The 26,766-nt window shown below is 62.9% G+C and carries 26 protein-coding genes and 1 pseudogene; 21 read left to right on the top strand and 6 right to left on the bottom strand.

Features of this window, described 5'->3' with window-relative positions; translation table 11 throughout:
* The first annotated feature begins 42 nt into the window (after positions 1-42).
* From B5525_RS32675 to B5525_RS32665, 3 genes are all read left to right on the top strand, one after another.
* The gene (locus B5525_RS32675) at positions 43-369 is read left to right on the top strand and encodes an NIPSNAP family protein (RefSeq protein ID WP_079569854.1); all 327 of its coding nucleotides are present in this window, start codon (positions 43-45) and stop codon (positions 367-369) included.
* Positions 370-491: 122 nt separating this feature from the next.
* Positions 492-1,367, top strand: coding sequence for a 3-deoxy-8-phosphooctulonate synthase (gene kdsA / locus B5525_RS32670; protein ID WP_079569853.1), 876 nt, complete (start codon positions 492-494; stop codon positions 1,365-1,367).
* Positions 1,367-2,590 carry an MFS transporter gene (locus B5525_RS32665; RefSeq protein WP_079569851.1) on the top strand — a complete coding sequence of 408 codons (1,224 nt, stop codon included), beginning with the start codon at positions 1,367-1,369 and terminating at the stop codon, positions 2,588-2,590. The genes kdsA and B5525_RS32665 overlap by 1 nt, the downstream gene beginning before the upstream one ends.
* Positions 2,591-2,672: 82 nt before the next feature.
* Here the strand turns inward: B5525_RS32665 and B5525_RS45910 are convergent, their stop codons facing one another.
* Both B5525_RS45910 and B5525_RS44755 read right to left on the bottom strand, forming a co-directional pair.
* Positions 2,673-3,038, bottom strand: a complete 366-nt coding sequence (locus B5525_RS45910) for a multicopper oxidase domain-containing protein (protein WP_197687860.1) — start codon at positions 3,036-3,038, stop codon at positions 2,673-2,675.
* A gap of 153 nt (positions 3,039-3,191) precedes the next feature.
* The gene (locus B5525_RS44755) at positions 3,192-3,362 is read right to left on the bottom strand and encodes a hypothetical protein (protein ID WP_154073583.1); all 171 of its coding nucleotides are present in this window, start codon (positions 3,360-3,362) and stop codon (positions 3,192-3,194) included.
* A gap of 261 nt (positions 3,363-3,623) precedes the next feature.
* Between B5525_RS44755 and glsA the strand changes: the two are divergent.
* Positions 3,624-5,413: pseudogene (glsA, locus tag B5525_RS32655) on the top strand (glutaminase A).
* Here the strand turns inward: glsA and queF are convergent.
* Positions 5,414-5,890: a preQ(1) synthase gene (queF, locus tag B5525_RS32650; protein WP_079574094.1), complete on the bottom strand. Its 477-nt coding sequence runs from the start codon at positions 5,888-5,890 to the stop codon at positions 5,414-5,416. It abuts the pseudogene before it with no gap.
* 135 nt (positions 5,891-6,025) lie between these two features.
* Here queF and eno point away from each other — a divergent pair, with 135 nt between their 5' ends.
* Positions 6,026-7,309 carry a phosphopyruvate hydratase gene (gene eno / locus B5525_RS32645; protein ID WP_079569849.1) on the top strand — a complete coding sequence of 428 codons (1,284 nt, stop codon included), beginning with the start codon at positions 6,026-6,028 and terminating at the stop codon, positions 7,307-7,309.
* Between the two features lie 13 nt (positions 7,310-7,322).
* On the opposite strand, the gene B5525_RS32640 is transcribed toward eno, so the two are convergent.
* Entirely contained in the window at positions 7,323-8,216 is an 894-nt protein-coding gene (locus B5525_RS32640) for an alpha/beta hydrolase (protein WP_079569848.1), read from the bottom strand.
* A gap of 172 nt (positions 8,217-8,388) precedes the next feature.
* On the opposite strand from B5525_RS32640, the gene B5525_RS32635 reads away from it, so the two are divergent.
* The 15 genes from B5525_RS32635 to B5525_RS32565 all read left to right on the top strand — a co-directional run bounded on the left by B5525_RS32635 (position 8,389) and on the right by B5525_RS32565 (position 25,138).
* Positions 8,389-9,528: a zinc-binding dehydrogenase gene (locus B5525_RS32635; protein WP_079569846.1), complete on the top strand. Its 1,140-nt coding sequence runs from the start codon at positions 8,389-8,391 to the stop codon at positions 9,526-9,528.
* A gap of 136 nt (positions 9,529-9,664) precedes the next feature.
* Positions 9,665-10,669: an MBL fold metallo-hydrolase gene (locus tag B5525_RS32630; RefSeq protein WP_079574092.1), complete on the top strand. Its 1,005-nt coding sequence runs from the start codon at positions 9,665-9,667 to the stop codon at positions 10,667-10,669.
* 264 nt (positions 10,670-10,933) lie between these two features.
* Positions 10,934-11,491 carry an NADPH-dependent FMN reductase gene (locus B5525_RS32625; RefSeq protein ID WP_079569845.1) on the top strand — a complete coding sequence of 186 codons (558 nt, stop codon included), beginning with the start codon at positions 10,934-10,936 and terminating at the stop codon, positions 11,489-11,491.
* A gap of 72 nt (positions 11,492-11,563) precedes the next feature.
* On the top strand, positions 11,564-11,881 hold the full coding sequence (locus tag B5525_RS32620) for an FtsB family cell division protein (RefSeq protein ID WP_079569843.1): 318 nt from the start codon (positions 11,564-11,566) through the stop codon (positions 11,879-11,881).
* A 296-nt stretch (positions 11,882-12,177) separates the two neighbouring features.
* Positions 12,178-13,206 carry a pyruvate dehydrogenase (acetyl-transferring) E1 component subunit alpha gene (pdhA, locus tag B5525_RS32615; RefSeq protein WP_079569841.1) on the top strand — a complete coding sequence of 343 codons (1,029 nt, stop codon included), beginning with the start codon at positions 12,178-12,180 and terminating at the stop codon, positions 13,204-13,206.
* 48 nt (positions 13,207-13,254) lie between these two features.
* Positions 13,255-14,652 (top strand): pyruvate dehydrogenase complex E1 component subunit beta, encoded by a 1,398-nt coding sequence (locus tag B5525_RS32610; protein ID WP_079569840.1) that lies wholly within the window; start codon positions 13,255-13,257, stop codon positions 14,650-14,652.
* A 3-nt stretch (positions 14,653-14,655) separates the two neighbouring features.
* Positions 14,656-14,961: a DUF5076 domain-containing protein gene (locus B5525_RS32605; RefSeq protein WP_079569838.1), complete on the top strand. Its 306-nt coding sequence runs from the start codon at positions 14,656-14,658 to the stop codon at positions 14,959-14,961.
* Between the two features lie 2 nt (positions 14,962-14,963).
* Positions 14,964-16,316, top strand: a complete 1,353-nt coding sequence (locus B5525_RS32600) for a pyruvate dehydrogenase complex dihydrolipoamide acetyltransferase (protein ID WP_079569837.1) — start codon at positions 14,964-14,966, stop codon at positions 16,314-16,316.
* A gap of 52 nt (positions 16,317-16,368) precedes the next feature.
* Positions 16,369-16,584, top strand: a complete 216-nt coding sequence (locus B5525_RS32595; RefSeq protein WP_079569835.1) for a hypothetical protein — start codon at positions 16,369-16,371, stop codon at positions 16,582-16,584.
* Positions 16,585-16,596: 12 nt separating this feature from the next.
* Positions 16,597-18,015 carry a dihydrolipoyl dehydrogenase gene (gene lpdA, locus B5525_RS32590; RefSeq protein WP_079569834.1) on the top strand — a complete coding sequence of 473 codons (1,419 nt, stop codon included), beginning with the start codon at positions 16,597-16,599 and terminating at the stop codon, positions 18,013-18,015.
* Positions 18,016-18,072: 57 nt separating this feature from the next.
* On the top strand, positions 18,073-19,314 hold the full coding sequence (locus B5525_RS32585; protein ID WP_079569832.1) for a threonine synthase: 1,242 nt from the start codon (positions 18,073-18,075) through the stop codon (positions 19,312-19,314).
* A gap of 151 nt (positions 19,315-19,465) precedes the next feature.
* Complete coding sequence (locus tag B5525_RS32580) at positions 19,466-20,437, top strand: tripartite tricarboxylate transporter substrate binding protein BugD (RefSeq protein WP_079569830.1); 972 nt, start codon at positions 19,466-19,468, stop codon at positions 20,435-20,437.
* A 663-nt stretch (positions 20,438-21,100) separates the two neighbouring features.
* Entirely contained in the window at positions 21,101-22,315 is a 1,215-nt protein-coding gene (locus B5525_RS32575) for a cytochrome P450 (protein WP_079574090.1), read from the top strand.
* A gap of 293 nt (positions 22,316-22,608) precedes the next feature.
* Positions 22,609-24,333 (top strand): dihydroxy-acid dehydratase, encoded by a 1,725-nt coding sequence (gene ilvD, locus B5525_RS32570; RefSeq protein WP_079574089.1) that lies wholly within the window; start codon positions 22,609-22,611, stop codon positions 24,331-24,333.
* A complete protein-coding gene (locus tag B5525_RS32565; protein ID WP_079569829.1) occupies positions 24,320-25,138 on the top strand; it encodes a tetratricopeptide repeat protein in 819 nt (272 codons plus the stop codon). Before ilvD ends, B5525_RS32565 begins: the two co-directional genes overlap by 14 nt.
* A gap of 79 nt (positions 25,139-25,217) precedes the next feature.
* Here B5525_RS32565 and xth read toward each other — a convergent pair whose 3' ends face one another.
* Positions 25,218-26,009 (bottom strand): exodeoxyribonuclease III, encoded by a 792-nt coding sequence (gene xth, locus B5525_RS32560; protein WP_079569827.1) that lies wholly within the window; start codon positions 26,007-26,009, stop codon positions 25,218-25,220.
* Between the two features lie 234 nt (positions 26,010-26,243).
* Between xth and B5525_RS47355 the strand changes: the two genes are divergently transcribed.
* Positions 26,244-26,366, top strand: a complete 123-nt coding sequence (locus tag B5525_RS47355) for a hypothetical protein (protein WP_276328816.1) — start codon at positions 26,244-26,246, stop codon at positions 26,364-26,366.
* A gap of 34 nt (positions 26,367-26,400) precedes the next feature.
* Here B5525_RS47355 and erpA read toward each other — a convergent pair whose 3' ends face one another.
* Positions 26,401-26,733: an iron-sulfur cluster insertion protein ErpA gene (gene erpA, locus B5525_RS32555; RefSeq protein WP_079569825.1), complete on the bottom strand. Its 333-nt coding sequence runs from the start codon at positions 26,731-26,733 to the stop codon at positions 26,401-26,403.
* Between the last annotated feature and the right edge of the window lie 33 nt (positions 26,734-26,766).

Genomic DNA, 26,766 nt, shown 5'->3' with positions numbered 1-26,766 from the left:
GCTCCCGATACCGCAAGAAAAATAGAACAGGGAGCAAAGCCGATGATCTACGAAATGCGCGTCTACCGCTGTGTGCCGGGCCGGCTGCCGGCGCTGTTGAAACGCTTCGAGCAGACGACGCTGAAGCTGTGGGAGAAGCACGGCATCCGGCCGGCCGGGTTCTTCACCACGCTGGTCGGCGAATCCAATCAGGAACTGACCTATTTTCTGGCGTGGGAATCGCTCGCCGAGCGCGAGAAGAAGTGGAACGCCTTTGCGACCGATCCGGAATGGCTCACGGCGCGCGCCAAGACCGAGGAAGACGGCCAGATCGTCGGCAACATCGTCAATCAAATGCTGGTACCGACCGCCTTCTCGACGGTGAAGTAACCGGCATTTCGTGGCATCGCCGGGCATCGGCCGGGGCGCAACCCTGATATTCGAGACATCAAATCGGGGTTGATCGGCCCGCCGCTGCCCGGCATGGTCGCGCCTTAAACAGGACAGGGCCCTTGAACGCCAACATTGCTGCCGCGCCGGTCGTTGCCGTTGGGTCGGTCAAATTCGGCAACGGCTTGCCGATTTCGATCATCGCGGGTCCGTGCCAGCTCGAGAGCCGTGCGCACGCGCTCGAGGTGGCCTCGGCGCTGAAGGAGATCGCGAGCCGCCTCGGATTAGGGCTCGTCTACAAGACCTCCTTCGACAAGGCCAACCGCACCAGTTCAGCGGCTGCGCGCGGCATCGGATTGAAACAGGCGCTGCCGATTTTCGCCGAGATTCGGTCCTCGCTCGGCCTGCCGGTGCTGACCGACGTTCACGAGGCCGCGCAGTGCGCCGAAGTGGCGCAGGCCGTCGACGTCCTGCAGATCCCTGCGTTCCTGTGCCGGCAGACCGATCTGCTGCTGGCGGCGGCGGCGACCGGCAAGGCCGTCAACGTCAAGAAGGGCCAGTTCCTGGCGCCCTGGGACATGGCCAATGTCGTCGCCAAGATCACCGGCGCCGGCAATCCCAATGTGCTGGTCACCGAACGCGGCGTTTCGTTCGGCTACAACACCCTGGTTTCGGACATGCGCGCGCTGCCGATCCTGGCGCGCACAACCGGCGCGCCGGTGATCTTCGACGCCACCCATTCGGTGCAGCAGCCCGGCGGCAAGGGCACGTCCTCGGGCGGCGAACGCGAATTCGTCCCCGTGCTGGCGCGCGCCGCGGTCGCCGTCGGCGTCGCCGGCGTGTTCATCGAAACCCATCCTGATCCCGACCATGCGCCGTCGGACGGACCCAACATGGTGCCGCTGCGCGAGTTCGAACCCCTGCTGCGGACGCTGATGGCATTCGACGCGATCGCCAAGAACCTGCAGAAGCATCCCGACAAGAACGCAGCGCGTTGATGCCGCGGAAGGGATTGCGGCCGCATGAGCAGCGCCTGCCGCCGGCCCTGAACATCATCGCGCTGGCGACCTTTGCCGCAAGCCTGTCGGCCCGGGCGCTCGATCCGGTGCTGCCGCACGTTGCCGAGGATTTGACGATCAAGATCGCGACGGCGGCCAGTTTCGCTTCCGTCTTCGCCTTCACCTTTGCGATCGTGCAGCCGGTGCTCGGAGCCGCTGCCGACCTGTTCGGCAAGGTGCGCCTGATGATCGGCTGCCTGGTTCTGCTCGGCCTTGCCAACATCCTGGGCGCGATGTCGACGTCGTTCCCGCTGTTGTTCGCGACACGCATTCTGGCTGGCATCGGTGCCGGCGGCGTGTTTCCGATCGCGCTAAGCCTGACCAGCGATCTGGTTGGGCCGGAAAAGCGGCAAGTGGCGATCGGGCGGACGCTCGCGGGCTCGATGACGGGAAACCTGTTGGGCGCCTCGGCCTCCGGCCTGATCGGCGACTTCCTCGGCTGGCGCGGGGTGTTGTCGGTGCTCGGCGGCCTCGTCGTTCTGGCCTCGGTAGCGGTTGCCCTTGGCTTTCGCGGCGCGGCGCTGGTGCATCCGCCTCGAACCAATCTGAAAGCGCTCCGGCACGGCTACCGCACCATCTTCAGCAATCCGAACGCGGTCTGTTATGCCGCTGTCTTCATCGAGGGGTGCTGCGTACTGGGGTTGTTTCCGTACCTCGCGGCGTTCCTGTTCGAACTCGGCGAAACCAGCCTTTCGATCGCCGGAATCGTCATTGCCGGCTTCGCTGTCGGCGGGCTGTTCTACACGCTGACGGTTTCGCGCTTTCTGCCGTGGCTTGGCGTCAACGGCATGATGATCGCGGGCGCTTCGTTGGTCGCCTCGCAACTTGCCGTCATCGCGTTCGGCCCCGGCTGGAAAATCCAGGCGCTCAGCCTGCTCTTCATGGGCTGGGGCTTCTACATGATCCACGGCTGCATGCAGGTGTTTGCCAGCGAGCTCTCGGTGGAGGCCCGCGCCACCGCGCTGTCGCTGCATTCGTTCTTCTTCTTCATGGGCCAGACCGTCGGCCCGATCGCCTACGGCTTCGGCATTCAACATGCCGGCAAGGTAACGACCTTGCTGACAGCCGCAGCCGTGATGGTCGCGCTCGGCATCGCCTGCACCCAACTGCTGCGGCAGCAGAGGCCGGCCGACGCGGCCGCGCGTCCGGACGTTCAGCCTTAAGCCGCGTCCCGACGACGAGCCGGCCAAACGGCGCGGGCAAGATTGGCGTGGGGGATGCCCCGCGCCAAAAACACGCGTTCGCCTAGTTGGATGCGGGCACGACCTTTACCCGCGCCATCATGCCCCCGTCCTCGTGTTCGAGGATATGGCAGTGGTAGACGAATTCCCCGAGTTCGGCGAACGGGATGTCGAAGGCTTTTGCGGGCGATGCGCAGTGGCCGCTGCGCCATTGCGAGATGGTGCAGACGCCATTCTGGCTATTGGACACCTGGTCGGCGATAGAAGCGTCGGGCGCCGCAACGCCGAGAGCAAAGTTGTCCTGCAACACCCCGCCATTGCTGCCGTTCATCGCAAATCTGGTCTGATGCAGCACGACCATCAGCGGATTTCTCTGCGAAGTCACCTTCATATCGAAGGCCGATCCGGAGGAGCGCCTGTATTTCGACATCGTCGCCGTCGCCCGCACAGGCGATCGCTGGGAGCTCAAAAGCGGGTTGTGCAAGCGCTGAGTGGGCTGATCCGGGATTGGCAAATCCGGCGGGCAATTTTGCCGCGGCACATCGCGTCAAATGCTTGCCAGCGAACCCGCAGGCCAAACCGGTCAGGTCCCGGCTGCCATGAGATATTCCATGATCGAGACGGCCGCCACATAGGCGATGGCGCCGCAAACCAGCAGCACGATCGCGAGCCACACCCACAAGGGCGACGCTTCTCTTAATTTCCTGATCGCCATTCGAACACCCCGCACCGATGCAGCGGTGGATTCGGCCATGCGCAGTCGAATTTCCGGCCAAGCCAATCGCCTCCTCACCATAAGCAATTCAGGTGCCGGGTAAGGACCTGCCGAGCAGCGTCAGGATGACGCACACGGTCTCGTTGGGATGGGCCTGATGCGCACAGTCGAGTGGCATCCATGGCACGGGGATTGCTTCATTTTTTACGAAATAAGGATGAACTCGTGGACGCCCAAGTAACGCTTCAGGTCAGCAGCGCCGTCAAGGCGAGAAATGCCGGATACGCCACACAACCCCCGCTGCAGCGATTTCTGACCCGCTGCTACGAGGAGTTCAAAACAGATGATACCGGTGCGGTTGCCGACTACATCCCTGAGCTGCAGAGAGCCAATCCGGCCCAATTCGGGATCGCGCTCGTCACCATCGATGGCCACGTCTATGAAGCCGGCGACAGCGCCGTGTCTTTCACCATTCAATCGGTCTCCAAGGCCTTCGTGTTTGCCCTTGCGCTCGAGACGGTCGGGGAGGAGCGCGTCGCCGCCGCGATCGGCGTTGAGCCCAGCGGCGAGGCTTTCAACTCGATCCGGCTCACCAACGACAACCGGCCGTTCAATCCCATGGTCAATGCCGGCGCGATCGCGTGCTCTGGATTGATCCATCAGGTCGATGGCGCTGACGCATTCGAACGCATCCGGGAGAAGCTCAGTCAGTTTGCTGGCCGCGAACTCGGCGTCGATGATGCCGTGCACGCCTCGGAGGTCGCCACCGGCAACCGCAATCGAGCGATCGCCTGGCTGCTGCGCAATTACTCGGTACTGCAAGGCGACGTTAACGCCGTGCTCGATACGTATTTTCGGCAATGCGCCGTGCTGGTCACCGCGCGCGATCTCGCGGTCATGGCGGCGACATTGGCTAACCGCGGCATCAATCCGGTCACCGGAGTTCAGGTGATCACGCCGCACATCGTTGCCCGCACGCTTTCGGTGATGACGAGTTCGGGCATGTATGATTACGCCGGCGAATGGATCTATCGCGTCGGCATGCCCGCCAAGAGCGGCGTCGGCGGCGGCATCGTCGCGGCGCTGCCTTCGCAACTCGGACTGGGCACTTTCTCGCCGCTCCTCGACAGCCATGGTAACAGCGCGCGGGGCTTAGGGTATGTGAGGCGCTGTCTGCGCGGTTCGATCTGCATATGCTCAACCGGAGCGCCGATGTGCGCACCTGCATCATCGCCGATTACGATATCTTCGGCATTTCCTCGCGCCGCAGCCGCCAGCCCCACGAGCAACAGATCCTCGACGATCGTCACAGCGACATTCGCGTGATCGAACTCGTGGGTGCGCTCAATTTTGCGGCGATAGACTACGTCACGCGGCGGCTCGCCAGCGCGCCGCCGAACGCGCCGCTTCTGATTCTGGATTTCCGGCGCGTTCCCGACATCACGGCGGCGGGGGCACAGTTGCTCGGCGAAAAACTCGCTACCCTCGGCAACACCGGCGTCACTGCGATACTGACGGGGGTCGAGGCACTTTCGTCGGTTTGGACCGCGGTTTTCGCGCGGACGGCCGAGCCGCAAAGGTTGCGGCGCTTCGCGCTGCTCGATGAAGCTATCGAATGGGCAGAGGATCAGATTATCTATCGGTATGGCGGCTTCACCGCCGTAAAGGAAACCTCCCATCTCGGTGAGCAGGCCCTGCTCGCTGGATTGGGCGCGGACGAAATAGCTGCTCTGGCCGAACTGTCGACCGAGCGCTGGTATGAAGTCGGCCAGCGCATCGTCAGCGCCGGGGAGCCCGCCAATTCCCTGTTCTTTCTGCAGAGCGGCGTCAAATTACCCAGCGGCGTGCGGCTGGCTTCGCTCGGACCCGGAATGGAGTTCGGCGAGATGGCCATCATTGAGCAACGGCGCAGCGCCGATGTCTGGGCCGATACCCCGATCAAATGCCTGGAGCTTCCGCTTGATGCATTTGCCGACTACCGTCAGCTTCATCCGCAGATCGCGATGAAGATCATGCGCAATCTGTCGGCGCTGTTGGCGCGGCGGCTGATCCTCGCCAATGCCAAGGTCGATCTTCTCAGCGCGTACTGATCAGCCCCGCCCGCGATAGGGCGCGACACCCTGGTCGGGCATCCACATGCCCTTGGGCAACCGGCCGGTCTGCCAGAACACGTCGATCGGAATGCCGCCGCGCGGATACCAGTAGCCGCCGATGCGCAGGAATTTCGGTTTGATCTCCGATGCGATCCGCTTGCCGATCATGACCGTGCAGTCCTCATGGAACGCACCATGATTGCGGAAGCTCGCGACATAGAGTTTCAGGGACTTCGATTCCAACAGCCACGGGCCAGGCACGTAATCGATCACCAGATGCGCAAAATCCGGCTGGCCGGTGACCGGGCAGAGCGAGGTGAATTCCGGCGCGGTGAAGCGGACCACGTAATCCGTATCCTTTTGCGGATTGGACACCCGGTCGAGTTTGGCCTCGCCCGGGGTTTTGGGCCATTCCACGGCACGGCCGAGCTGCAGGGGTTCCGATTTCGAGGCTTTGCCAGGCTTTTTCGACATGATGCGGTCTCCGTTGCCTGCGTAATAGACAATCGTCACGTCGACGTCACGCGGGAGGCGGCCTTTTCCGCCCTGAATCCTTGCTGTAGAAGCAGCGGCGACCACCCGATCCCGACGCTCCCAAAGAGGTGACCCATGACCGCCATCATCGACATCATCGGCCGTGAAATTCTCGATAGCCGCGGCAACCCCACCGTCGAGGTCGATGTGGTGCTGGAAGACGGCTCGATGGGCCGCGCGGCTGTGCCGTCGGGTGCCTCCACCGGCGCGCATGAGGCGGTCGAACTGCGCGACGGCGACAAGGCGCGCTATCTCGGCAAGGGCGTGCAGAAGGCGGTCGACGCGGTGAACGGCGATATCTACGACGCGGTCGGCGGCATGGACGCCGAGCAGCAGGTCCAGATCGACGACACCATGATCGGGCTCGACGGCACGCCCAACAAGAGCCGGCTCGGCGCCAACGCTATCCTGGGCGTCTCGCTCGCGGTCGCCAAGGCCGCCGCCGAGTCCTCGGACTTGCCGCTGTATCGCTATGTCGGCGGCACCTCGGCGCGGACGCTGCCGGTGCCGATGATGAACATCATCAATGGCGGTGTGCATGCCGACAACCCGATCGACTTCCAGGAATTCATGATCATGCCGGTCGGCGCCGCGAGCTTTGCCGAAGCGCTGCGCTGCGGATCGGAAATCTTCCACACGCTGCGGGCGGAATTAAAGAAGGCCGGTCACAATACCAATGTCGGCGACGAGGGTGGCTTCGCGCCGAACCTGCCGTCGGCGGACGCAGCCCTCGAATTCGTCATGGGCGCGATCGGCAAGGCCGGCTACAAGGCCGGCTCCGACGTCATGCTGGCGCTGGACTGCGCGGCGACCGAATTCTTCAAGGACGGCAACTACGTCTATGGTGGCGAGAACAAGACCCGCTCGCGTTCCGAGCAGGCCAGATATCTCGCCGATCTGGCTGCGCGCTATCCGATCGTCTCGATCGAGGACGGCATGTCCGAAGACGACATGGACGGCTGGAAGGAGTTGACCGACCTGATCGGCAACAAATGCCAGCTGGTCGGCGACGATTTGTTCGTCACCAACGTCACCCGGCTTGCCGACGGCATCAAGCACGGCCGCGCCAATTCGATCCTGGTCAAGGTCAACCAGATCGGCACGCTGACGGAAACGCTGAGCGCGGTCGAGATGGCTTACAAGGCCGGCTACACCGCCGTGATGTCGCACCGTTCCGGCGAAACCGAGGATTCCACCATCGCCGACCTCGCGGTCGCCACCAATTGCGGCCAGATCAAAACCGGCTCGCTGGCGCGCTCCGACCGCACCGCCAAGTATAACCAGTTGCTGCGGATCGAGCATGAACTGGGCACGCAGGCGAAATATGCGGGGAAGGCGGCACTGAAGGCGCTGCGATAAGATTGCACCGCCGTCAAAACTTGAACAGGTGGCGGCGAACAAATTCGCCGGCGTCTGCAAGCGCTCGTCGTCCCGGCTCCAGATGGGCGTTCCACATCGGCCAGGCGTGGATCATATCCGGCCATATCTCGAGCGTGACGGCAACGTTGGCGCTTCCTGCTGCCGCTGCAAAACGGGTGGAATCCTCAAGCAAAGTTTCGCACGCGCCGACCTGGATCAGCGTCGGCGGAAAACCCTTCAGATCGGCATAGAGCGGAGAAACGCGCGGGTCTTTGCGGTCGACATCGGCGGGAAGATAAGCCTCGATCAGTTCGGCCAGATACGCCTTATGAATGATGGGGTCGACGGCATCCTTGGTGGCAAGCGTCGAACCGGACAGTGTCAGGTCGGTCCATGGCGAAAGAAGCCACGCACAGCCGGGGGTGTGTTCTCCTGTTGCTCGCAGGCGGTTGATCAGAGCGATGGTCAGGCCTCCGCCGGCACTATCTCCGCCGACCACAATATGTTCGGCCGCGATGCCGCATCGGCGCAGAAAATTCCATGCCGCCAAGGTGTCATCCAGCGCGGCAGGAAAGGGATGTTCAGGCGCGAGCCGATATTCGATCGCGAGCGTTCTTGTCGTAGCGGCCCGGCCGGCCTCGGTGACCAGCCTGCGATGGCTGAGGATGGAGCCGGAGCAATAACCGCCACCGTGAAAAAACAGCAGGACGCGCGATGCGTCGCTGCCGGGAGCCATCGACCACTCGCCCCGCAGTCCCGCAATATCCACTTCTTCGAATTTTACGTCGCTGGCGGCCGGCCACACCGCCCCGACTTCCTCGATGCGCTGACGACGTTGATGCCAGCCGACCGGGCGCGGCTTTGAGCCCAGGAGCACGCGGACCGCGTCGATCTCGCTTTGGCTCATTTGCAATTTCCTTCAGCGCCGCGCGTAACATAACCCCGGAGCGCCCAATTTCGCAAAGCACAGCAGAGCAAAAACAAACGAAATTGTGTAAGCCGCTGAGGCTTGCGTTTCCCTGCCAACGTGAGAACACTGCCGGCCAAATTCGGCCAGGCCGAAAACAGGGAGGTTCAAGATGAGCGCCGACACCAAGACCGGGCTGCAACTTCGTTCGCTGATAAAAAAGAGCGGCGAACTCGAGATATCGCTGGTCGATGTGCCGACGCCCGAGCCTGGTCCGGATGAAGTCGTGGTGCGCGTCGAGGCTTCGCCGATCAATCCGTCGGATCTCGGTCTTTTGGTCGGCGCTGCCGATATGACGACCGCCAGGGCGTCCGGCACCGGGGACCTGCCGGTCATCACCGCAAAAGTCCCGGAAGCCGGCATGAAAGCCATGGCAGCGCGGCTCGACGAATCCATGCCGGTCGGCAACGAGGGCGCCGGCGTGGTGATCAGGGCCGGATCGTCGGATGCGGCGAAAGCGCTGATGGGCAAAACCGTCGCCATGATCGGCGGCGCGATGTATGCGCAATATCGCTGCCTGAAGGTTGCCGAATGCCTGCCGCTGCCCGCCGGCACCACCCCAGCCGAGGGCGCTTCCTGTTTCGTCAATCCGCTGACAGCGCTCGGCATGACCGAGACCATGCGGCGCGAGGGCCACAAGGCGCTGGTGCACACGGCGGCCGCCTCCAATCTCGGGCAGATGCTCAACAAGATCTGTCTCAAGGACGGCATCGGCCTGGTCAACATCGTGCGCAGCAAGGAGCAGGCCGATATCCTCCGCAAGATCGGCGCGAAATATGTCGTCGATTCCACCGCAGCAACGTTTATGGACGACCTGACCAATGCGCTGGTGGAAACCGGCGCGACGCTGGCGTTCGACCCCATCGGTGGCGGCAAGCTGGTGGGGCAGATTCTCACCTGCATGGAGGCGGCAATCAACAAGACCGCAAAGGTCTACAGCCGATACGGATCGAGCGTGCACAAGCAGGTCTATATCTATGGCGGCCTCGATTTGCGGCCGACCGAGCTGAACCGCGCGTTTGGGATGGCCTGGGGTATCGGAGGCTGGCTATTGACTCCGTTCCTGATGAAGATCGGGGCGGCCGAGGGAGCAAGACTGCGCCAGCGAGTGGTCGACGAACTCAAGACAACGTTCGCCAGCCATTACACGCAGGTGGTGTCGCTGCAGGAGACGCTGCAGCTCAACCATATTGCCGTCTACGCCAGGCGCGCGACCGGCGAGAAGTACCTGATCAACCCGAACAAGGGCTGACAGCCGTCGTCGGGGCGTTCCGGAAACTAGTTGGATAATTGAACCAAAGATGGTCTTGCGTTCCTCCGGCTGCGGGGGAACATTCGCGCCGAATTCGCAGGCCCAAAACGCGGCATACACCGAGGGGGAAACTTTCATGATCGACCTGAACCGCCGTCAACTTCTAGCGGGAGCAGCCGCTGCCGGCGCGGCAACCGCTTTGACTTCGTCATTCGCCGCGTCGCCGGCGCGTGCCGCGGTCCCGCCAGCCGGCGCCCAGGCGCCCGGCTTCTATCGCTACAAGGTCGGCAGCTACGAATGCACCTCGATCAATGACGGGGCGCGTTCGTTCCCGCTGCCCGACACGTTCGTGACCAACGTCAAGAAGGACGAGGCGCTGGCTGCCGCGGAAGCCTCCTACATGCCGCAGGGCATGGTGACGGTGCCGTTCAACCCGCAGCTCATCAATACCGGCAGCAAGCTGGTGCTGATCGACACCGGCAACGGGATCGCCAATCTCGAGCCGACCAAGGGCGCGGTCGGCCGCACGCTGCAGAACCTTGCCGCCGCCGGCGCCGATCCCAAGAGCATCGACATCGTGCTGTTATCGCATCTGCATCCTGACCACACCAACGGCATCCGTGCCGCCGACGGCTCGATGGCATTCCCGAACGCCGAGATCATGGTGCCGGCGGTCGAATGGAAATTCTGGATGAGCGACGAGAACGCCGCCAAGGCCGAATCTAACACGATGATGAAGAACTACTTCGCCAACGTGAAGAAGACTTTCGCCGGCATTGAATCCAAGGTGACGCAGTATGAATGGGGCAAGGAGGTCGCGCCCGGCATCACCTCGATTGCGACGCCCGGGCATACTCCCGGACATACCTCCTTCGCCGTTGCCTCCGGCAATTCGAAGGTTTTGATTCAGTCGGATGTCACCAACATTCCCGAATTTTTCCTGCGCAATCCGGACTGGCATGTCGTCTACGATACGGATCCCGATCTGGCCCAGGCCACCCGCCACAAGTTTTACGACATGGCGGCGGCCGAGAAGGCGATGGTGGTGGGCTTCCATTTCACCTTCCCCTCGATCGGCCATGTCGAGAAGGACGGTGCCAAGTACCGGCTGGTCCCGATTGCGTGGAATCCGGTGATCTGAGCGTTGACCGACATCGTTCGGCGGAACGGGCCGCCGACATCGGGCGGCCTTTTTCGTTTCGGCGGCCTGTCGACCAAGGCCGTATGGTTGACCCATCAAGCCGTTGCGGAGTTTCGACGCTGCCTGCAGGTGGACGCATCGGCAAATATACCAGACGCCGGATAAAATTCGCCGGTTAGCGGACTTTCATGCACTTGCATCGTTTGCCGACATGGCTAGGGTGGCGGCCAAGCCGATCCGGCGCCCGCGTCCAAAGGAAATCTGATGTCCACTCCATATAATATCGTCGTCATCGTCGGCAGCATTCGCAAAGAGGCCTTTAGCCTCAAGGTCGCCAACGCCCTGGCCAAGCTGGCGCCGGCTGCCCTGAAACTCGACGTCACCACCCTGAACGGCATCTCCTTCTTCAATCAGGATCTGGAAGCGGCGCCGCCGGCCGATTGGGTGGCGTTCCGCGAGAAGCTGCAGAAGTCGAACGGGGTGTTGTTCGTCACGCCCGAATACAATCGCTCGATCCCGGGCGTGCTGAAGAACGCCATCGACGTTGCATCGCGGCCCTATGGCAAGAGCTCGTTCCTCGGCAAGCCGATCGGCATCGTCTCCAATTCGCCCGGACCGCTTGGCGGCGTCAGTGCCGCCAAGCAGCTGCAGAATATCCTGCCGGGCATTTCCGGCCCGATCCTTGGGCAACCCGAAATCTATCTGAACGGCGTCGGCGACGCCTTCGACGACAAGGGCAACCTGACCAAGGAATCGCTGCAGACGGTGTTGCAACAATATCTCGGCGCCTTTGCCGCCTTCGTCGAAAAGCAACATAAATAGGCAGAGGTCGGGCCGGGCACTGCCGGCCGACCCTTAGGATTCCGTTAACCGGGCCGTCGCATCTTGGCGGCCATGGTTTCCCGCTCGCGACTCAAATCCTTTTTGACCGGCCTCGCCCTCTACACCATAGCGGCGGCGATGATCGGTTATTTCGGGGTCAATGCCTATACCGGGAAGTATGGGCTCAATGCGCGCCAGGAACTCGATCAGGAGATCGTCGCCTTGACGTCCGAATTGGCGCGGCTGAAGCGGGAGCGCGCCGAGGGCGAGCAGCGCGTGTCGCTGTTGAGGTCCGACCGGGTCGACCCGGACATGCTGGACGAGCGCGCGCGTTACCAGCTCGATTACGCCAATCCGCACGATCTGGTTCGGATCAACACTCCGAATTGAACCGAATCCGAACCGTGGAGGCGGGCAGCGGCGTCGTCTTGGGGCGCGCGGTTGCGCGCCTTGAAGGACGGACCGCGACGTGCCGTCGAGGCTCGCCGAAGGCGGCTTGTCCTTTGGACAGGACGGCTTTTGATGCGCGTCGGTCCGCAAATTTCAAAACATGACAAAATCAATTTCGAAAATGTCGCGTCGCATTGCACTGCGGCATAGCAAGACTTTCCCGACGTCACGCAATCCTTTCACGGCGGTTTGAGTTGGGATAGAGAGGGCTATTCGCTCTCTCATCCGGATCAGCCATGGCCGCACCGAAGAAAACCGCCACCAAAGAAACAGGCCCGGAAAAGGGTAACGGCGCCGACCAGCCGCTGGAATTCACCCGGGAACAGGAACTGGGCGCGCTGCGCGACATGCTGCTGATCCGGCGGTTCGAGGAAAAGGCCGGGCAGCTCTACGGCATGGGCGCGATCGGCGGCTTCTGCCATCTCTATATCGGCCAGGAAGCCATCGTGGTGGGCATGCAGATGGCCCTGAAGCAGGGCGATCAGGTCATAACCGGATACCGGGACCACGGGCACATGCTGGCCTGCGGAATGGATGCCAGGGGCGTGATGGCCGAACTGACCGGGCGCCACGGCGGCTATTCCAAGGGCAAGGGCGGCTCCATGCACATGTTCAGCAAGGAGAAGAATTTTTTCGGCGGCCATGGCATCGTCGGCGCGCAGGTGTCGCTCGGCACCGGGCTCGCCTTCGCCAACCGCTATCGCGGCAATGATTTCGTCAGCCTGGCCTATTTCGGAGACGGCGCGTCGAATCAGGGCCAGGTCTATGAAAGCTTCAATATGGCGGAGCTGTGGAAGCTCCCGGTGATCTACATCATCGAGAACAACCGTTACGCGATGGGCACCTCGGTGACGCGTTCCTCGGCGCAGACCGATTTCTCCAAGCGCGGCATCTCCTTCAACATTCCCGGCGAGCAGGTCGATGGCATGGACGTCCGCGCCGTGAAGGCCGCCGGCGACAAGGCGGTCGCATGGTGCCGCGCCGGCAAGGGACCCTACATTCTGGAGATGCAGACCTACCGCTACCGCGGCCATTCGATGTCGGACCCGGCGAAATATCGTACCCGCGAGGAAGTCGACAAGGTCCGCCATGACCAGGACCCGATCGAGCAGGTCCGCACCCGCCTGCTGGCGGCAAAGGTCAGCGAGCAGGAATTGAAGGCCATCGATGCCGAGGTGCGGGAGATCGTCAACGCCGCCGCAGATTTCGCGCAGCATGACCCCGAGCCCGATGCTTCCGAATTGTGGACTGACGTCTATCGCTGAGCGTCGCTCGCGCATTCCTGCCTGAAGAGTGAATTTTCCGGAGCTACCATGCCAATTCAAGTGCTGATGCCCGCGCTGTCGCCGACCATGGAGAAGGGCAACCTTTCGAAATGGCTGAAAAAGGAAGGCGAGGCGATCAAATCGGGCGACGTCATCGCCGAGATCGAAACCGACAAGGCGACGATGGAGGTCGAGGCCACCGATGAAGGCACCCTTGGCAGGATCCTGATCCCGGAAGGCACCGCCGACGTCGCGGTCAACACCCCGATCGCGACCATCCTGTCTGACGGAGAGAGCGCCGCCGATCTCGGCAAGGCAGCCGCGCCGGCGAAGCAGGAGAAGGCCGCCGAACCAGCGCCGCCCGCGGCGGAAGCCAAATCCGCGCCCGCGTCCAGGAACGAATCCGCGCCGCTTGCGCCGAAGGCCGTCGCCGAGCCCGATCCCGAAGTGCCTGCGGGTACCGAAATGGTCACGATGACCATCCGCGAAGCGCTGCGTGACGCCATGGCCGAGGAGATGCGCAGGGATCCCGACGTCTTCGTGATGGGCGAGGAGGTCGCCGAATATCAGGGCGCCTACAAGGTCACCCAGGGGTTGCTGCAGGAATTCGGCGCCAAGCGGGTGATCGATACGCCGATCACCGAACACGGCTTTGCCGGTGTCGGCGTGGGTGCCGCGATGGCTGGCCTGAAACCGATCGTGGAATTCATGACCTTCAATTTCGCCATGCAGGCGATGGACCAGATCATCAACTCCGCGGCCAAGACGCTGTACATGTCCGGCGGCCAGATGGGCTGCTCGATCGTGTTCCGCGGTCCGAACGGGGCGGCTGCCCGCGTCGCCGCCCAGCACAGCCAGGATTACTCCGCCTGGTACTCGCAAATCCCCGGGCTGAAGGTCATCGCGCCATTCTCGGCCGCCGACTACAAGGGCCTGTTGAAGGCCGCGATCCGCGATCCCAATCCGGTGATCTTCCTCGAAAACGAGATGCTCTACGGTCATTCCGGCGAGGTGCCGAAACTCGACGATTACGTGATTCCGATCGGCAAGGCGCGGATCGTGCGCTCCGGCGGCCACGTCACGATCATCTCCTGGTCGAACGGCATGTCCTACGCGCTGAAAGCCGCCGACGAGCTGGCGAAGGAAGGCATCGAAGCCGAGGTGATCGATCTGCGCACGCTGCGCCCGATGGACACCGACACCCTCGTCGCCTCCGTGAAGAAGACCGGGCGCGCGGTCACCGTCGAGGAGGGCTGGCAGCAGAACGGCGTCGGCGCCGAAATCGCCGCCCGCCTTGTGGAACATGCCTTCGATTATCTCGACGCGCCGGTGCTGCGGGTGTCGGGCAAGGACGTGCCGATGCCCTATGCGGCAAATCTCGAGAAGCTCGCATTGCCCACGGTGGCCGAGGTGGTCGAAGCCGCCAAAGCCGTCTGCTATCGGTGACACATGGCTGGTCCCAAGGAGCAACCGCTGCCGCCCGACGTGATGGGCCGTGACGATGCCGTCGAGGTGTTGCGCGCGTTCGTGCTCGATGGCGGACTTTCCATTGCCTTCACGCGCGCCTTCGAAGAGCCGGACATGTGGGGTCTGCTGCTGGTCGATATCGCGCGCCATGCCGCGCGCGCCTATGCGCGCGAAAGCGAGTACACCGAGGAAGAAGCGCTGACGCGCATCATCGACATGTTCGAAGCCGAAATCGCGCGGCCGACCGACATGGGCTCTACCACGCCGCGGTCGCAACAGGGTCACTGACAATGCCAATCAACATTCTGATGCCTGCGCTGTCGCCGACGATGGAAAAGGGCAACCTTGCCAAGTGGCTCAAGAAAGAGGGCGACAAGGTCAAGTCCGGCGACGTCATCGCGGAGATCGAGACCGACAAGGCAACCATGGAAGTCGAGGCGGTGGACGAGGGCACGATTGCGAAAATCCTGGTGCCCGAGGGCACTCAGGACGTGGCGGTCAACGACGTCATCGCGGTGCTCGCTGGCGACGGCGAGGACGTCAAGGCGGCGGGAGCGGGGGCTGCTGCCAGCGCGCCGCCGAAAGCCGCCGAGGCGCCGGCGCCAAAGCCTGCCACGACGCCTGCACCGGCCGCAGCGCCAGCGCCGAAGGCCGCGACCCCTGCTGCAGCGCCCGCGCCCCAGGCCGCAGCGTCTGCGCCGCAGACCAACGGACACGCCCGCATCTTCTCGTCGCCGCTTGCCCGACGATTGGCAAAGGAAGCCGGCATTGAGCTTACGCGCATCAACGGCTCCGGTCCGCATGGCCGGATCGTCGCCCGCGACGTCGAGGACGCCAAATCCGGCAAGGGCCTGAAGGCTCCTGCGGCTGCTCCCGCCGGCGCACCCGCGATCGCGCCGGCGATGTCGGACAAGCAGATCCTCGCGCTGTTTGAGCCGGGCTCTTACGAGATCGTGCCGCACGACGGCATGCGGCGCACCATTGCCCAACGGCTCACGGCGTCGGTGCAGACCGTGCCGCATTTCTATCTGACGATGGACTGCGACATCGGCAAGCTGCTGGAGGCGCGCGAGGAGATCAATGCCTCGGCGCCCAAGGACAAGGAGAAGAAGCCGCTCTACAAGCTCTCGGTCAACGATTTCGTCATCAAGGCGATGGCGATCGCGCTGCAGCGTATTCCCGATTGCAATGTGAGCTGGACTGAAAGTGGCATGCTCAAGCACAAGCATTCCGATATCGGGGTTGCCGTGGCGATGCCGGGCGGCCTGATTACCCCGATCATCCGCAAGGCCGAGACCAAATCATTGTCGACGATCTCGGGCGAGATGAAGGATTTTGCCGCGCGGGCACGGGCGCGCAAGCTCAAGCCGGAGGAATATCTGGGCGGCACCACGGCCGTCTCCAACCTCGGCATGTACGGGATCAAGGACTTTACCGCCGTGATCAACCCGCCGCACGCCACCATTCTCGCGGTCGGCACCAGCGAGGAGCGCGCGGTGGTGCGCGCCGGCAAGATCGAAATCGCCCACATTATGAGCGTGACGCTGTCATGCGACCATCGCGCGGTCGACGGCGCCCTCGGCGCCGAACTGATCGGCGAGTTCAAGCGGCTGATCGAAAACCCTGTCATGATGATGGTGTAACGGGTGCGCCAGTGGGGTCGCAACGTTGAAGGTCCGAACGCAATGGCCCTGGATGTCGACGCTGCTCGCAGCCGTCATTGCGCTCAATCCCCTCGCCATCGATGTGATCCACGCCGCATTCTTCGCCAATGAAGCACTGTCGCGAAACATCTGGGGACCGATCGTGCTGACCGGCATGACGATCATGGCTTTGATCGTCTTGCTGAAATGGGGAACAAGAAAGTTTATCATCAGCCGCCGTGCGCGCGGCACAGCGATTTCGAGCTAGACGGGAACCTTCATGGCCGACACCTCCTTCGACGTCATCATCATCGGTTCCGGTCCCGGCGGCTATGTCGCCGCGATCCGCGCGGCGCAGCTCGGTTTCAAGACCGCGATCATCGAGCAATCATATCTCGGCGGCATCTGCCTGAACTGGGGCTGCATCCCGACCAAGGCGCTGCTGCGCTCGGCGGAAATTTTTCACTACATGCAGCACGCGAAAGACTATGGGCTTTCCGCCGACAATGTCTCCTACGATCCCAAGGCGGTGGTGCAACGCTCGCGCGGCGTGTCAAAACGCCTCAACGACGGCGTCGGCTTCCTGATGAAGAAGAACAAGGTCACGGTGATCTGGGGCAAGGCCGTGATTGACGCCCCCGGAAAGATCACGGTGACAAAATCCGACGCGGAGGCGCCGAAGGGCACGCTGGGCGAGGGCGCCTACACCGCAAAACATATCATTCTCGCCACCGGCGCGCGGCCGCGGGTACTGCCGGGGCTGGAGCCCGACGGGAAGCTGGTCTGGACTTATTTCGAGGCGATGGTGCCGGACAAGATGCCGAAGTCGCTGCTGGTGGTGGGCTCCGGCGCGATCGGCATCGAATTCGCCTCGTTCTTCCACACGATGGGCGCCGACGTCATGGTGGTCGAAGTGCTGCCGCAGATCCTTCCCGTCGAGGACGCCGAGATCGCGGGCCTCGCCCGCAAGCGGTTCGAGAAGCAAGGCATCAAGATCCTGACAGACACCAAGGTGACAAAACTCGAGAGGAAGAGCGACAGCGTGATCGCCACCATCGACGATGGCAAGAAGCCGCAGGCCGTCGAGTTCGACCGGGTGATTTCGGCGGTTGGCGTGGTCGGCAATATCGAAAATCTGGGCCTTGAAAAACTCGGCATCAAAACCGACCGCGGCTGCGTGGTAATCGACGGTTACGGCAAGACCAGCGTGCCCGGCATCTATGCCATCGGCGACGTCGCGGGGCCGCCGATGCTGGCGCACAAGGCCGAGCACGAAGGCGTCATCTGCGTCGAGGCCATCAAGGGCCTGCATCCGCATCCGATGGACAAGAACCTCATTCCCGGCTGCACCTATTGCAACCCGCAAGTTGCGTCGGTCGGTCTCACCGAGGCAAAAGCGAAGGAAGGCGGCCGCGAGATCCGCGTCGGCCGCTTCCCGTTCGTCGGCAATGGCAAGGCGATCGCGCTCGGCGAGGACCAGGGATTGGTGAAGGTGATCTTCGACAAGAGGACCGGTCAGCTGCTCGGCGCGCACATGATCGGCGCCGAGGTGACCGAGCTGATCCAGGGTTACGTGGTGGCCATGAATCTCGAGACCACCGAAGAAGAGCTGATGCACACCGTGTTCCCGCATCCGACCCTGTCGGAGATGATGAAGGAAGCGGTGCTGGACGCCTTTGGCCGCGTGCTGAACATATGAGAGCGGGGGGCACGAGCCCGGTGATGCTCCAACGGCAAAGCAAGAAAGAAAAAATCCGTGAAAGACAATGACAATCTGACCATCGAGCGTCCGACGTTCGTGACCCATCTCGAATGCGCGATGGAAGGCGATCGCTATCCTGCCGACCAGATCCATAACCTCTCCAAGGCAGGCAAGCCGCTTTTGGTGCGCTATGACCTCGCCGGCGTGAAGAAGGCTCTGACCAAGGATGCGCTGAGGGAGCGGCCGGCCGATCTCTGGCGCTACCGCGAGATGCTGCCGGTGCGGAAAGTCGCTGACATCGTGAGCCTCGGTGAAGTGACGACGCCGCTGATCCGCCTGCCCAAGCTTGCGAAGAAAATCGGCGGCGGCGAGATCATTGTCAAGGACGAGGGCCGCCTTCCCACCGGATCGTTCAAGGCGCGCGGGCTGGTGATGGCGGTGTCGATGGGCAAGGCGCTCGGCATCAGGCACATGGCGATGCCGACCAACGGCAATGCCGGCGCAGCGCTCGCGGCCTATGCCACGAGCTGCGGCATCAGGACCACGATCTTCTGCCCCGCCGATACGCCGGAAGTGAATGTCAGCGAGATCGAGCTGCAGGGCGCGACCGTCTATCGCGTCAACGGCCTGATTGACGATTGCGGCAAGATCGTCGGCGAAGGAAAGACAAAAGCCGGTTGGTTCGATACCTCGACGCTGAAGGAGCCCTATCGCATCGAGGGCAAGAAGACGATGGGGCTGGAGCTTGCCGAACAGCTCGGCTGGGACGTGCCTGACGTGATCTTCTATCCGACCGGCGGCGGCACCGGCCTGATCGGCATGTGGAAGGCGTTCGCCGAACTCGAGGCGATCGGTTTCATCGGCGCCAAGCGGCCGCAGATGGTGGCGGTGCAGGCCTCGGGCTGCGCGCCGATGGTGCGGGCGTTCGAGAACGGCACCGAACATGCCCCGCGCTGGGAAGATGCCCACACCATCGCATCCGGCATCCGGGTGCCGCAGGCTGTCGGCGATTTTCTGATTCTGCGCGCGGTGCGGGAGAGCAAAGGTTTTGCGATCGCGGTGCCCGATGAGAAAATTTCTGCTGCGTTGAACGAGGTGGCGCGCGAGGAGGGTTTGCTGCTGTGTCCCGAGGGCGCGGCCACCTACGCCGCCTACCAGCAGAGCCTCGCCGACGGCCGCGTCACGAAAAACGATCGGGTGATGCTGTTCAATTGCGCGACCGGGCTGAAATACCCGCTGCCGCCGGTGACGCGGACGCTCGACCGGCACGCGCCGATCGACTACGCCAAGCTTTAAGAGAACCATCGTCATTGCGAGGAGCACTTGCGACGAAGCAATCCATGCTTCCGATGCCGCTCGCTGGATTGCTTCGCGGAGCCTGTCATCGGGCGCGCATTCGCGCGACCGCTGGCTCGCAATGACGGTTGTGTTGTTTGGGGAGAGTGTGATGCGTAAAGCAATTTTGGTCGCGTTCGCCGCGCTGCTTGCATTCGGTGGCAGCGCGTTGGCCGAAAACTACCCGTCGCATCCGATCACCCTGGTGGTGCCGTTTTCCGCCGGCGGGCCGACCGATGCGATGGCGCGCATTCTGGCCGACCATATGCGCACGACACTCGGTCAGAACCTCGTAATTGAGAATGTGACCGGTGCTGCCGGTTCGCTCGGGGTCGGCCGCGTGGTGCGCGCGGCGCCGGACGGTTACACCGTCAGCATCGGCCATCTCGGCACCCACGTCGCCAATGGCGCGATCTACAAGCTCGGCTATGACCTCGTGGCCGATCTCGAGCCGGTCGTGCTGCTGCCGAGCAATCCCATGATCATCGTCAGCAAGAACGCGGTCCCCGCCAAAACGCTGAAAGAGTTGATCGAATGGCTTAAAGCGAAGCCGAGCCCGGCCACGGCCGGCACCGCGGGCGCGGGTTCGGGAAGCCACATCGCGGGGCTCTATTTCGAGAACGTCACGGGCATCAAGCTGCAATACGTGCCGTATCGCGGCACGGCGCCGGCGCTGACCGACCTCGTCGCGGGGCAGATCGACATCATCATCGACCAGACCTCGAATTCCATCGCCCAGGTGCGCGCCCGCACCATCCGCGCCTATGCCGTCACCGACGACAAGCGTGTCGAGTCGGCGTCGGACGTTCCGACCACCGACGAAGGGGGCTTGAGCGGATTTCACATGACGCTGTGGTCGGGGCTCTGGGTGCCGAAAGACACCCCGAAGGATATCGTGGCTAAACTCAATGCCGCGGCGGTCGATGCCATGAACGATCCGGCGGTGCGCAAGAAGTTCGAGGATTTGGGATTGCAGATGCCGCCCAGGGACAAGCTCTCGCCGCAGGCACTCGGCGACTGGCAGAAGGCCGAAATCGCGAAATGGTGGCCGATGATCAAGGCCGCCAATGTGAAGGTCGAATAGAGCGGCCGGGACGCAACTCGTCGTCTTTGACGTCACCGCAAGTCTGCCTGACGGGCAAATCAATTCGTTCGCCGCACGAGGTCTGTCCAGCCCCATTCGACAAAATATTCTGGTTTTCCGAAACAGCAAATCAGTTCTATATCCGGCCCGTCCCGTTCCACACAGAGGGGCGTTGCGCAACGTCACGAACGCGGAGCGGGATGCGGTGGACGCTGACGGTGCACCTGACGAGAGCGCTTGAAGCGGACGGCGAAGGCGGTGGTCCTGATGCCCCGACGCTGGCATCAAGTTTGCGGCAACATCCGCAGGCGACGGTGGCAAGAAAGCCCGGTCACCGGGGAGAGTACGTTATAAGCCGTAAAACCATTGCGCAGGGAAGGCCGGACTGCTTCCGCTGAACCTGTATGCTCGTGTGCGTTTCTCTACACCATCTTGCGCGCGAGACCGCGGGTGCAGCGTGCACCCGGCTTTCCCTGCGCCCTCTGCTCTCGAAGGGGGACAAGAGTTGGTCAAAACCCGGACGCGTCGCGCCGCGGGAACGCGGTTCCGCGATCCCCGTGCAATCCCTTCCGACCAAAGCCACGAGCGTGACGTGCCGCCTGATCTGGAATTGTTGTGACGTGCTTCGCATATCTAATGTTCGGACTTCAGGAGAAATGGCGCATGACGTTGCAAGCGGACTTCGCCAGTCAGGACTACTTTCGCAATCCCTCGGCCGTGATCGAAAGGCTTCGCGCCGCCGGTCCGGTCGTGGAAGTGCGGTTTCCGATCGTCGGCCGGGTCTGGACGCCGACGACGCAGGCGCTGGCCGATCAGGTGCTCAAAGACACCGACACCTTCACCATTCGAAAGGAGGACGGCACCGTTGCCGGCTTTCGCTGGTGGATGCCGGGCATCGTCCGCACGCTGGCCAGGCATATGCTGTCGATGGACGATCCCGATCACAAACGGCTCCGCGATATCGTCGACGAAGCGTTTCGCCGCCGCGCCGTGATGGGCATGGAGCCTCACATTCAGGCCATCGGTGACGAACTCGCCAACGAGCTGTTCGCCAAGGGAAGTCCGGCCGATCTGGTCGAGCGCTATGCGCGCCAATTGCCGTTATCGGTGATTTGCGAACTGCTCGGGCTGCCCCTCGCCGACCGGCCTAAATTCATTGCATGGGCCAGCGGTTTTACCCGCTTCACCGGAGCGCTCGGATTTTTCGGCGCGATCCCGAATCTCCTGGCATTGAAGCGCTATATCAGACGCCATATCGAGACCATTCGCAGGTGGGGTGGGGAAGGGTTGATTGCCGAGATCGTTCGGCTCGGGGCGGATGGCGGACAAATCAGCCCCGACGAAATCGTGTCGATGGTGTTCCTGTTGCTGTTTGCCGGGCACGAGACCACGACACATCTGATCAGCGGATCGGTATTCGAGCTCTTGAAGAATCCCGGTCTTCGCGACTGGCTCGAAGAGGACTGGAGCCGGGTTGATCTCGCCGTGGAGGAATTTCTGCGGTTCGTCACGCCGGTGCAATTCACCAAGCCGCGCTACGTGCGCAGAGATATTGAACTCGGCGGCGTCGGATTGAGGAAGGGTGAGAAGGTGATGGTCATGCTCGCAGCCGCCAACATGGACCCGCAAGCCAATCCCGACCCTGCGCGACTCGATTTGCAGCGTAAACCGAACCGGCACATCTCCTTCGGCACCGGGATCCACTTCTGCCTTGGCCATCAGCTCGCGCGCGTCGAAGGCAGATGCGCACTGAAATCCCTGTTTCAGCGGTGGCCGAAATTGATGCTCGCGGTAGACGAGTCCGAGGTTGAATGGCGCGAGCGGCCGGGCTTGAAGGCAATCGAGCGCCTGCCGGTTAGACCCGGTGAGCCATCGTAGCGCTCCTCGTGTGGCGGATAGGCGATCCGGAATGTACACGCTTTGATTGAGGGAAGCGTTTCCGGCGCGCTCGCTGGGCCCGGTAATGGTTGCCGCAGTGTCACAATTGTTGCCTCTTCGCAACACTAAGCGAAGATTTAACCGTCGTCGCAGCCAGTTCTTGCCCGCGCCGCTTTTTAGCCACACCCCTCCATGAAATCATCCTTCGTAGGCTGATAGCCACGGCGCTCGCGAAGGCGAAGGAAAATCCCTTCCGGGTCCGACAAGAGATGGCTGCGGGAAACAGGGTCGTGATGGACGCCAAGACCAGCATCAAGAAGAGACTGCCGAGCCGTCACGTGACGGAGGGGCCGGAACGGGCGCCGCATCGGTCGTATCTCTATGCCATGGGGCTGACCACTGAGCAGATCCACCAGCCCTTCGTTGGCGTCGCCTCCTGCTGGAACGAGGCCGCGCCCTGCAACATCTCGCTGATGCGGCAGGCCCAGGCGGTCAAGAAGGGCGTCGCCTCCGCCCGCGGCACGCCGCGGGAATTCTGCACCATTACCGTGACCGACGGTATCGCCATGGGCCATGACGGCATGCGCTCGTCGCTGCCGTCGCGCGAATGCATCGCTGACTCCGTCGAATTGACCATGCGGGGCCATGCCTATGACGGGCTGGTTGGCCTGGCCGGCTGCGACAAGTCGCTGCCGGGCATGATGATGGCGATGGTCCGGCTCAACGTGCCCTCGATCTTCATCTACGGCGGCTCGATCCTGCCGGGTAATTTCCGTGGCCAGCAGGTCACCGTGCAGGACATGTTCGAGGCGGTCGGCAAGCATTCCGTCGGCGAGATGTCGGACGAGGATCTCGACGAGATCGAACGGGTGGCTTGTCCCTCGGCCGGTGCGTGCGGCGCACAATTCACCGCCAACACCATGGCGACGGTATCGGAGGCCATCGGCCTGGCGCTGCCTTATTCGGCGGGCGCGCCCGCGCCATATGAGATCCGCGACGCCTTCTGCATGACCGCGGGCGAGAAGGTGATGGAGCTGATTGCGTCCAATATTCGCCCGCGCGACATCGTCACCCGCCGCGCCCTGGAGAACGCCGCGGCGGTTGTGGCCGCGTCCGGCGGCTCGACCAATGCTGCGCTGCACCTGCCGGCGATCGCCCATGAATGCGGTATCAAGTTCGACCTGTTCGACGTCGCCGAAATCTTCAAAAAGACACCTTATGTCGCGGATTTGAAGCCGGGCGGTCGTTATGTCGCCAAAGACATGTTCGAGGTTGGCGGCATACCGCTTCTGATGAAAACGTTGCTCGATAATGGCCACCTGCACGGGGATTGCTTAACCGTCACGGGCCGCACGATCGCCGAAAACCTCAAAAGCGTTAAATGGAATCCGCACCAGGATGTGGTGCGGCCCGCCGACAAGCCGATCACCGTCACCGGCGGTGTGGTCGGCCTGAAGGGCAATCTTGCGCCTGAGGGCGCGATCGTGAAGGTCGCGGGCATGTCGAACTTGAAATTCACCGGGCCGGCCCGCTGCTTCGACCGCGAAGAGGACGCCTTCGAGGCGGTCCAGAAAAAAACCTACAAAGAGGGCGAGGTCATCGTCATCCGCTATGAGGGGCCGCGCGGCGGTCCCGGCATGCGGGAGATGCTCTCGACCACGGCGGCGCTGACCGGGCAAGGCATGGGCGGCAAGATCGCGCTGATCACCGACGGCCGGTTTTCCGGGGCGACCCGCGGGTTCTGCATCGGCCATGTCGGGCCGGAAGCGGCCGTAGGCGGGCCGATCGCGCTGCTCCGCGACGGCGATATCATCGAAATCGACGCGGTCGTCGGGACTCTTAACGTAAAGTTGACCGACGCCGAGCTCGATGAACGCAAGACCAAATGGAAGCCTCGGGAGACTAACCATACATCAGGAGCGCTTTGGAAATACGCCCAACAGGTAGGGCCAGCAGTGGATGGCGCGGTGACCCATCCAGGCGGCGCGCATGAGAAACAGTGTTATGCGGATATTTAAGCGTACCATTTTTGCGTTGATTTTAGGGGCCACGCCGGTGGCCGGGCCCGGATTCGCCTTCGACGGGGCGCCCGCGAACTCGGATGCGGCCATTCCCGTCGTCGCCGCCCAGCCAGGGGCGGCCGCGGCGCTGAAGAAGGCGATACCGCCGACGACCCCGGATACCTCGCTGACCTCGCTGCAATACGCCGCCGAAGGCGGCCATCCCGTCGCGCAATGGAAGCTGGGGCGGATGTATGCCAGCGGCGATGGCGTGACCCAGGACGACCTGCGCGCGTTTGAATATTTCAGCCGTATCGCCAATGCGCATGCCGAGGACAGCCCGTCCGCGCCGCAGGCGGCGATCGTCGCCAACGCCTTCGTGGCGCTGGGGCGGTATTATCTCAACGGCATTCCCAACTCCAAGATCAAGTCGGATCCGGATCGGGCGCGGGAGATGTTCTCCTACGCTGCGTCCTATTTCGGCAATGCGGACGCGCAATACGATCTTGCGCGGCTCTATCTCAAGAGCGCCGGTACCTCGCGCGATGATTTCCGCTACGCCGCGCGCTGGCTCGGCCTTGCCGCCCAGAAGGGGCAGCACGAGGCGCAGGCCTTGCTCGGCCAGATGCTGTTCAACGGCGACCAGCTGCCGCGGCAGGCAGCGCGCGGGCTGATGTGGCTGACGCTGGCGCGCGACAGCGCTGGACCCGACGAGGCCTGGATCAAGGAAAGCTACAACAAGGCCATTGCCAGGGCGTCGGACGATGACCGTGCGATGGCGCTGGAGATGCTCGAGCACTGGGTGCAGGGCCGCAGGGACTGAGGTCCAAAATCCGAAGTCCGCAGGGCGGGCAAAGCCAACGGGTCGCGCGAACGCGCGGCCGGGTGCAAGCCGTCGTGCTTCACGCCGTCTCGAGATCGAGATCCGCCCATACCGGGACGTGGTCCGACGGTTTTTCCCAGGCCCGCACATAACTGTCGATCCCGACATCGATCAGGCGGTCGGTGGCTTGGGGCGACAGCAGTAAATGGTCGATCCGCAATCCCCAGTTCTTCTGCCAGGCGCCGGCCTGATAATCCCAGAACGTGTACTGGCCGGGCAAGTCGGTGACGGCGCGCAGTGCGTCCGTGAGCCCCAGTCCAAGTAGCGACTGGAAGCTTTCGCGGGTTTGCGGCCGGAACAACGCGTCGTTGACCCAGGCCGCCGGGTTATGGACGTCCGCCGACTTCGGGATGACGTTGAAGTCACCCGCCAACACCAGCGGCTCCTCCGCCTTAAGCCGTTGCTTCGAATACTCGCGAAGCCGCGACATCCACTTGAGTTTATAGGGGTATTTTTCAGTTTCCGGCGGATTGCCGTTGGGCAGATAGAGGCAGGCGACCCGCAGCACGCCATGTTTCAGCGTCACCACGCCCTCGAGAAACCGTGCGTGGGCGTCCTCGTCGTCACCCGCCAGCCCCGATTGGGTTTCTTCGAACGGCAGCTTCGACAGCAGGGCGACGCCATTGAACGTCTTCTGGCCGTGGGTGACGACGTTGTAGCCGAGCGCTTCCAGCGGCTCCCGGGGAAAGGCGTCGTCGAGGCATTTGATCTCCTGCAGGCAGACGATATCGGGCGCGCAATCCTTCAGCCAGGTCACGAGGTGATCGATCCGCTGCCGGACCGAATTGACGTTCCACGTTGCAATACGCATGAAAAAGGTCCCGGTCCTAAACCGACATTTTCGCTTCCATGACATACCACGGGCGTCGGGGCCGTGATAACCGTTTAGAAAAAGGCGCAAATGTGCCGAAGGGGCAGGGAGAGGGACTGACGGTCAAGGTCGAGGTCGATCCGAAACTGCCGAAAGCCCTCATCAATCGCCGCTTCGGCGGCACCGGACTCGGCGCCATCAGCCGCCGCATCGTCGAACAGATGGGCGGGGTCATTGGCGTCAACTCCGTCCTGGGTGATCAGCGCCGACGAGTTGCGGGATGCGGTTCTGCAACTCGACGACGCCTATCGCAAGATGCGCCGGGAGTTCGAAGCCGATAGCGCACAGGTCGCCTAGACAAGGCAAGGGAGACCGAACGCGTTCGAGGCGTTCAGATCGAGAAACTGGTGCCGCAGCCGCAGGATGCCGTCGCGTTGGGATTGACCACCCGGAACGAGGCGCCGATCAGGTCGTCGACGAAATCGACTTCGGAGCCGGCCAGAAACGGCACCGAGGCCGGATCGACCAGTACCACGGCGCTGTCGCGCGCGACGACCAGGTCGTCTTCGGCCTTGGCGCGTTCGATATCGAACTTGTATTGAAAGCCCGAGCAGCCGCCGCCTTCGACGCTGATGCGCAGCATCGCACCTTCGCCCTCAGTCTTGAGGATTTCCCCGATGCGGCGGGCCGCCCGCTCGCTGATGGCGACATTGGCTGCTGTCATGACTTCGCTCCGATCGTCGGCCTATACCCAAAT

Origin of the sequence: Bradyrhizobium erythrophlei (assembly GCF_900129505.1) — a bacterium.
GTDB classification, from domain to species: domain Bacteria; phylum Pseudomonadota; class Alphaproteobacteria; order Rhizobiales; family Xanthobacteraceae; genus Bradyrhizobium; species Bradyrhizobium erythrophlei_D.
The sequence above is the reverse complement of the archived record's forward strand: the minus strand, read 5'-3'. Positions and strand labels throughout refer to the sequence as shown.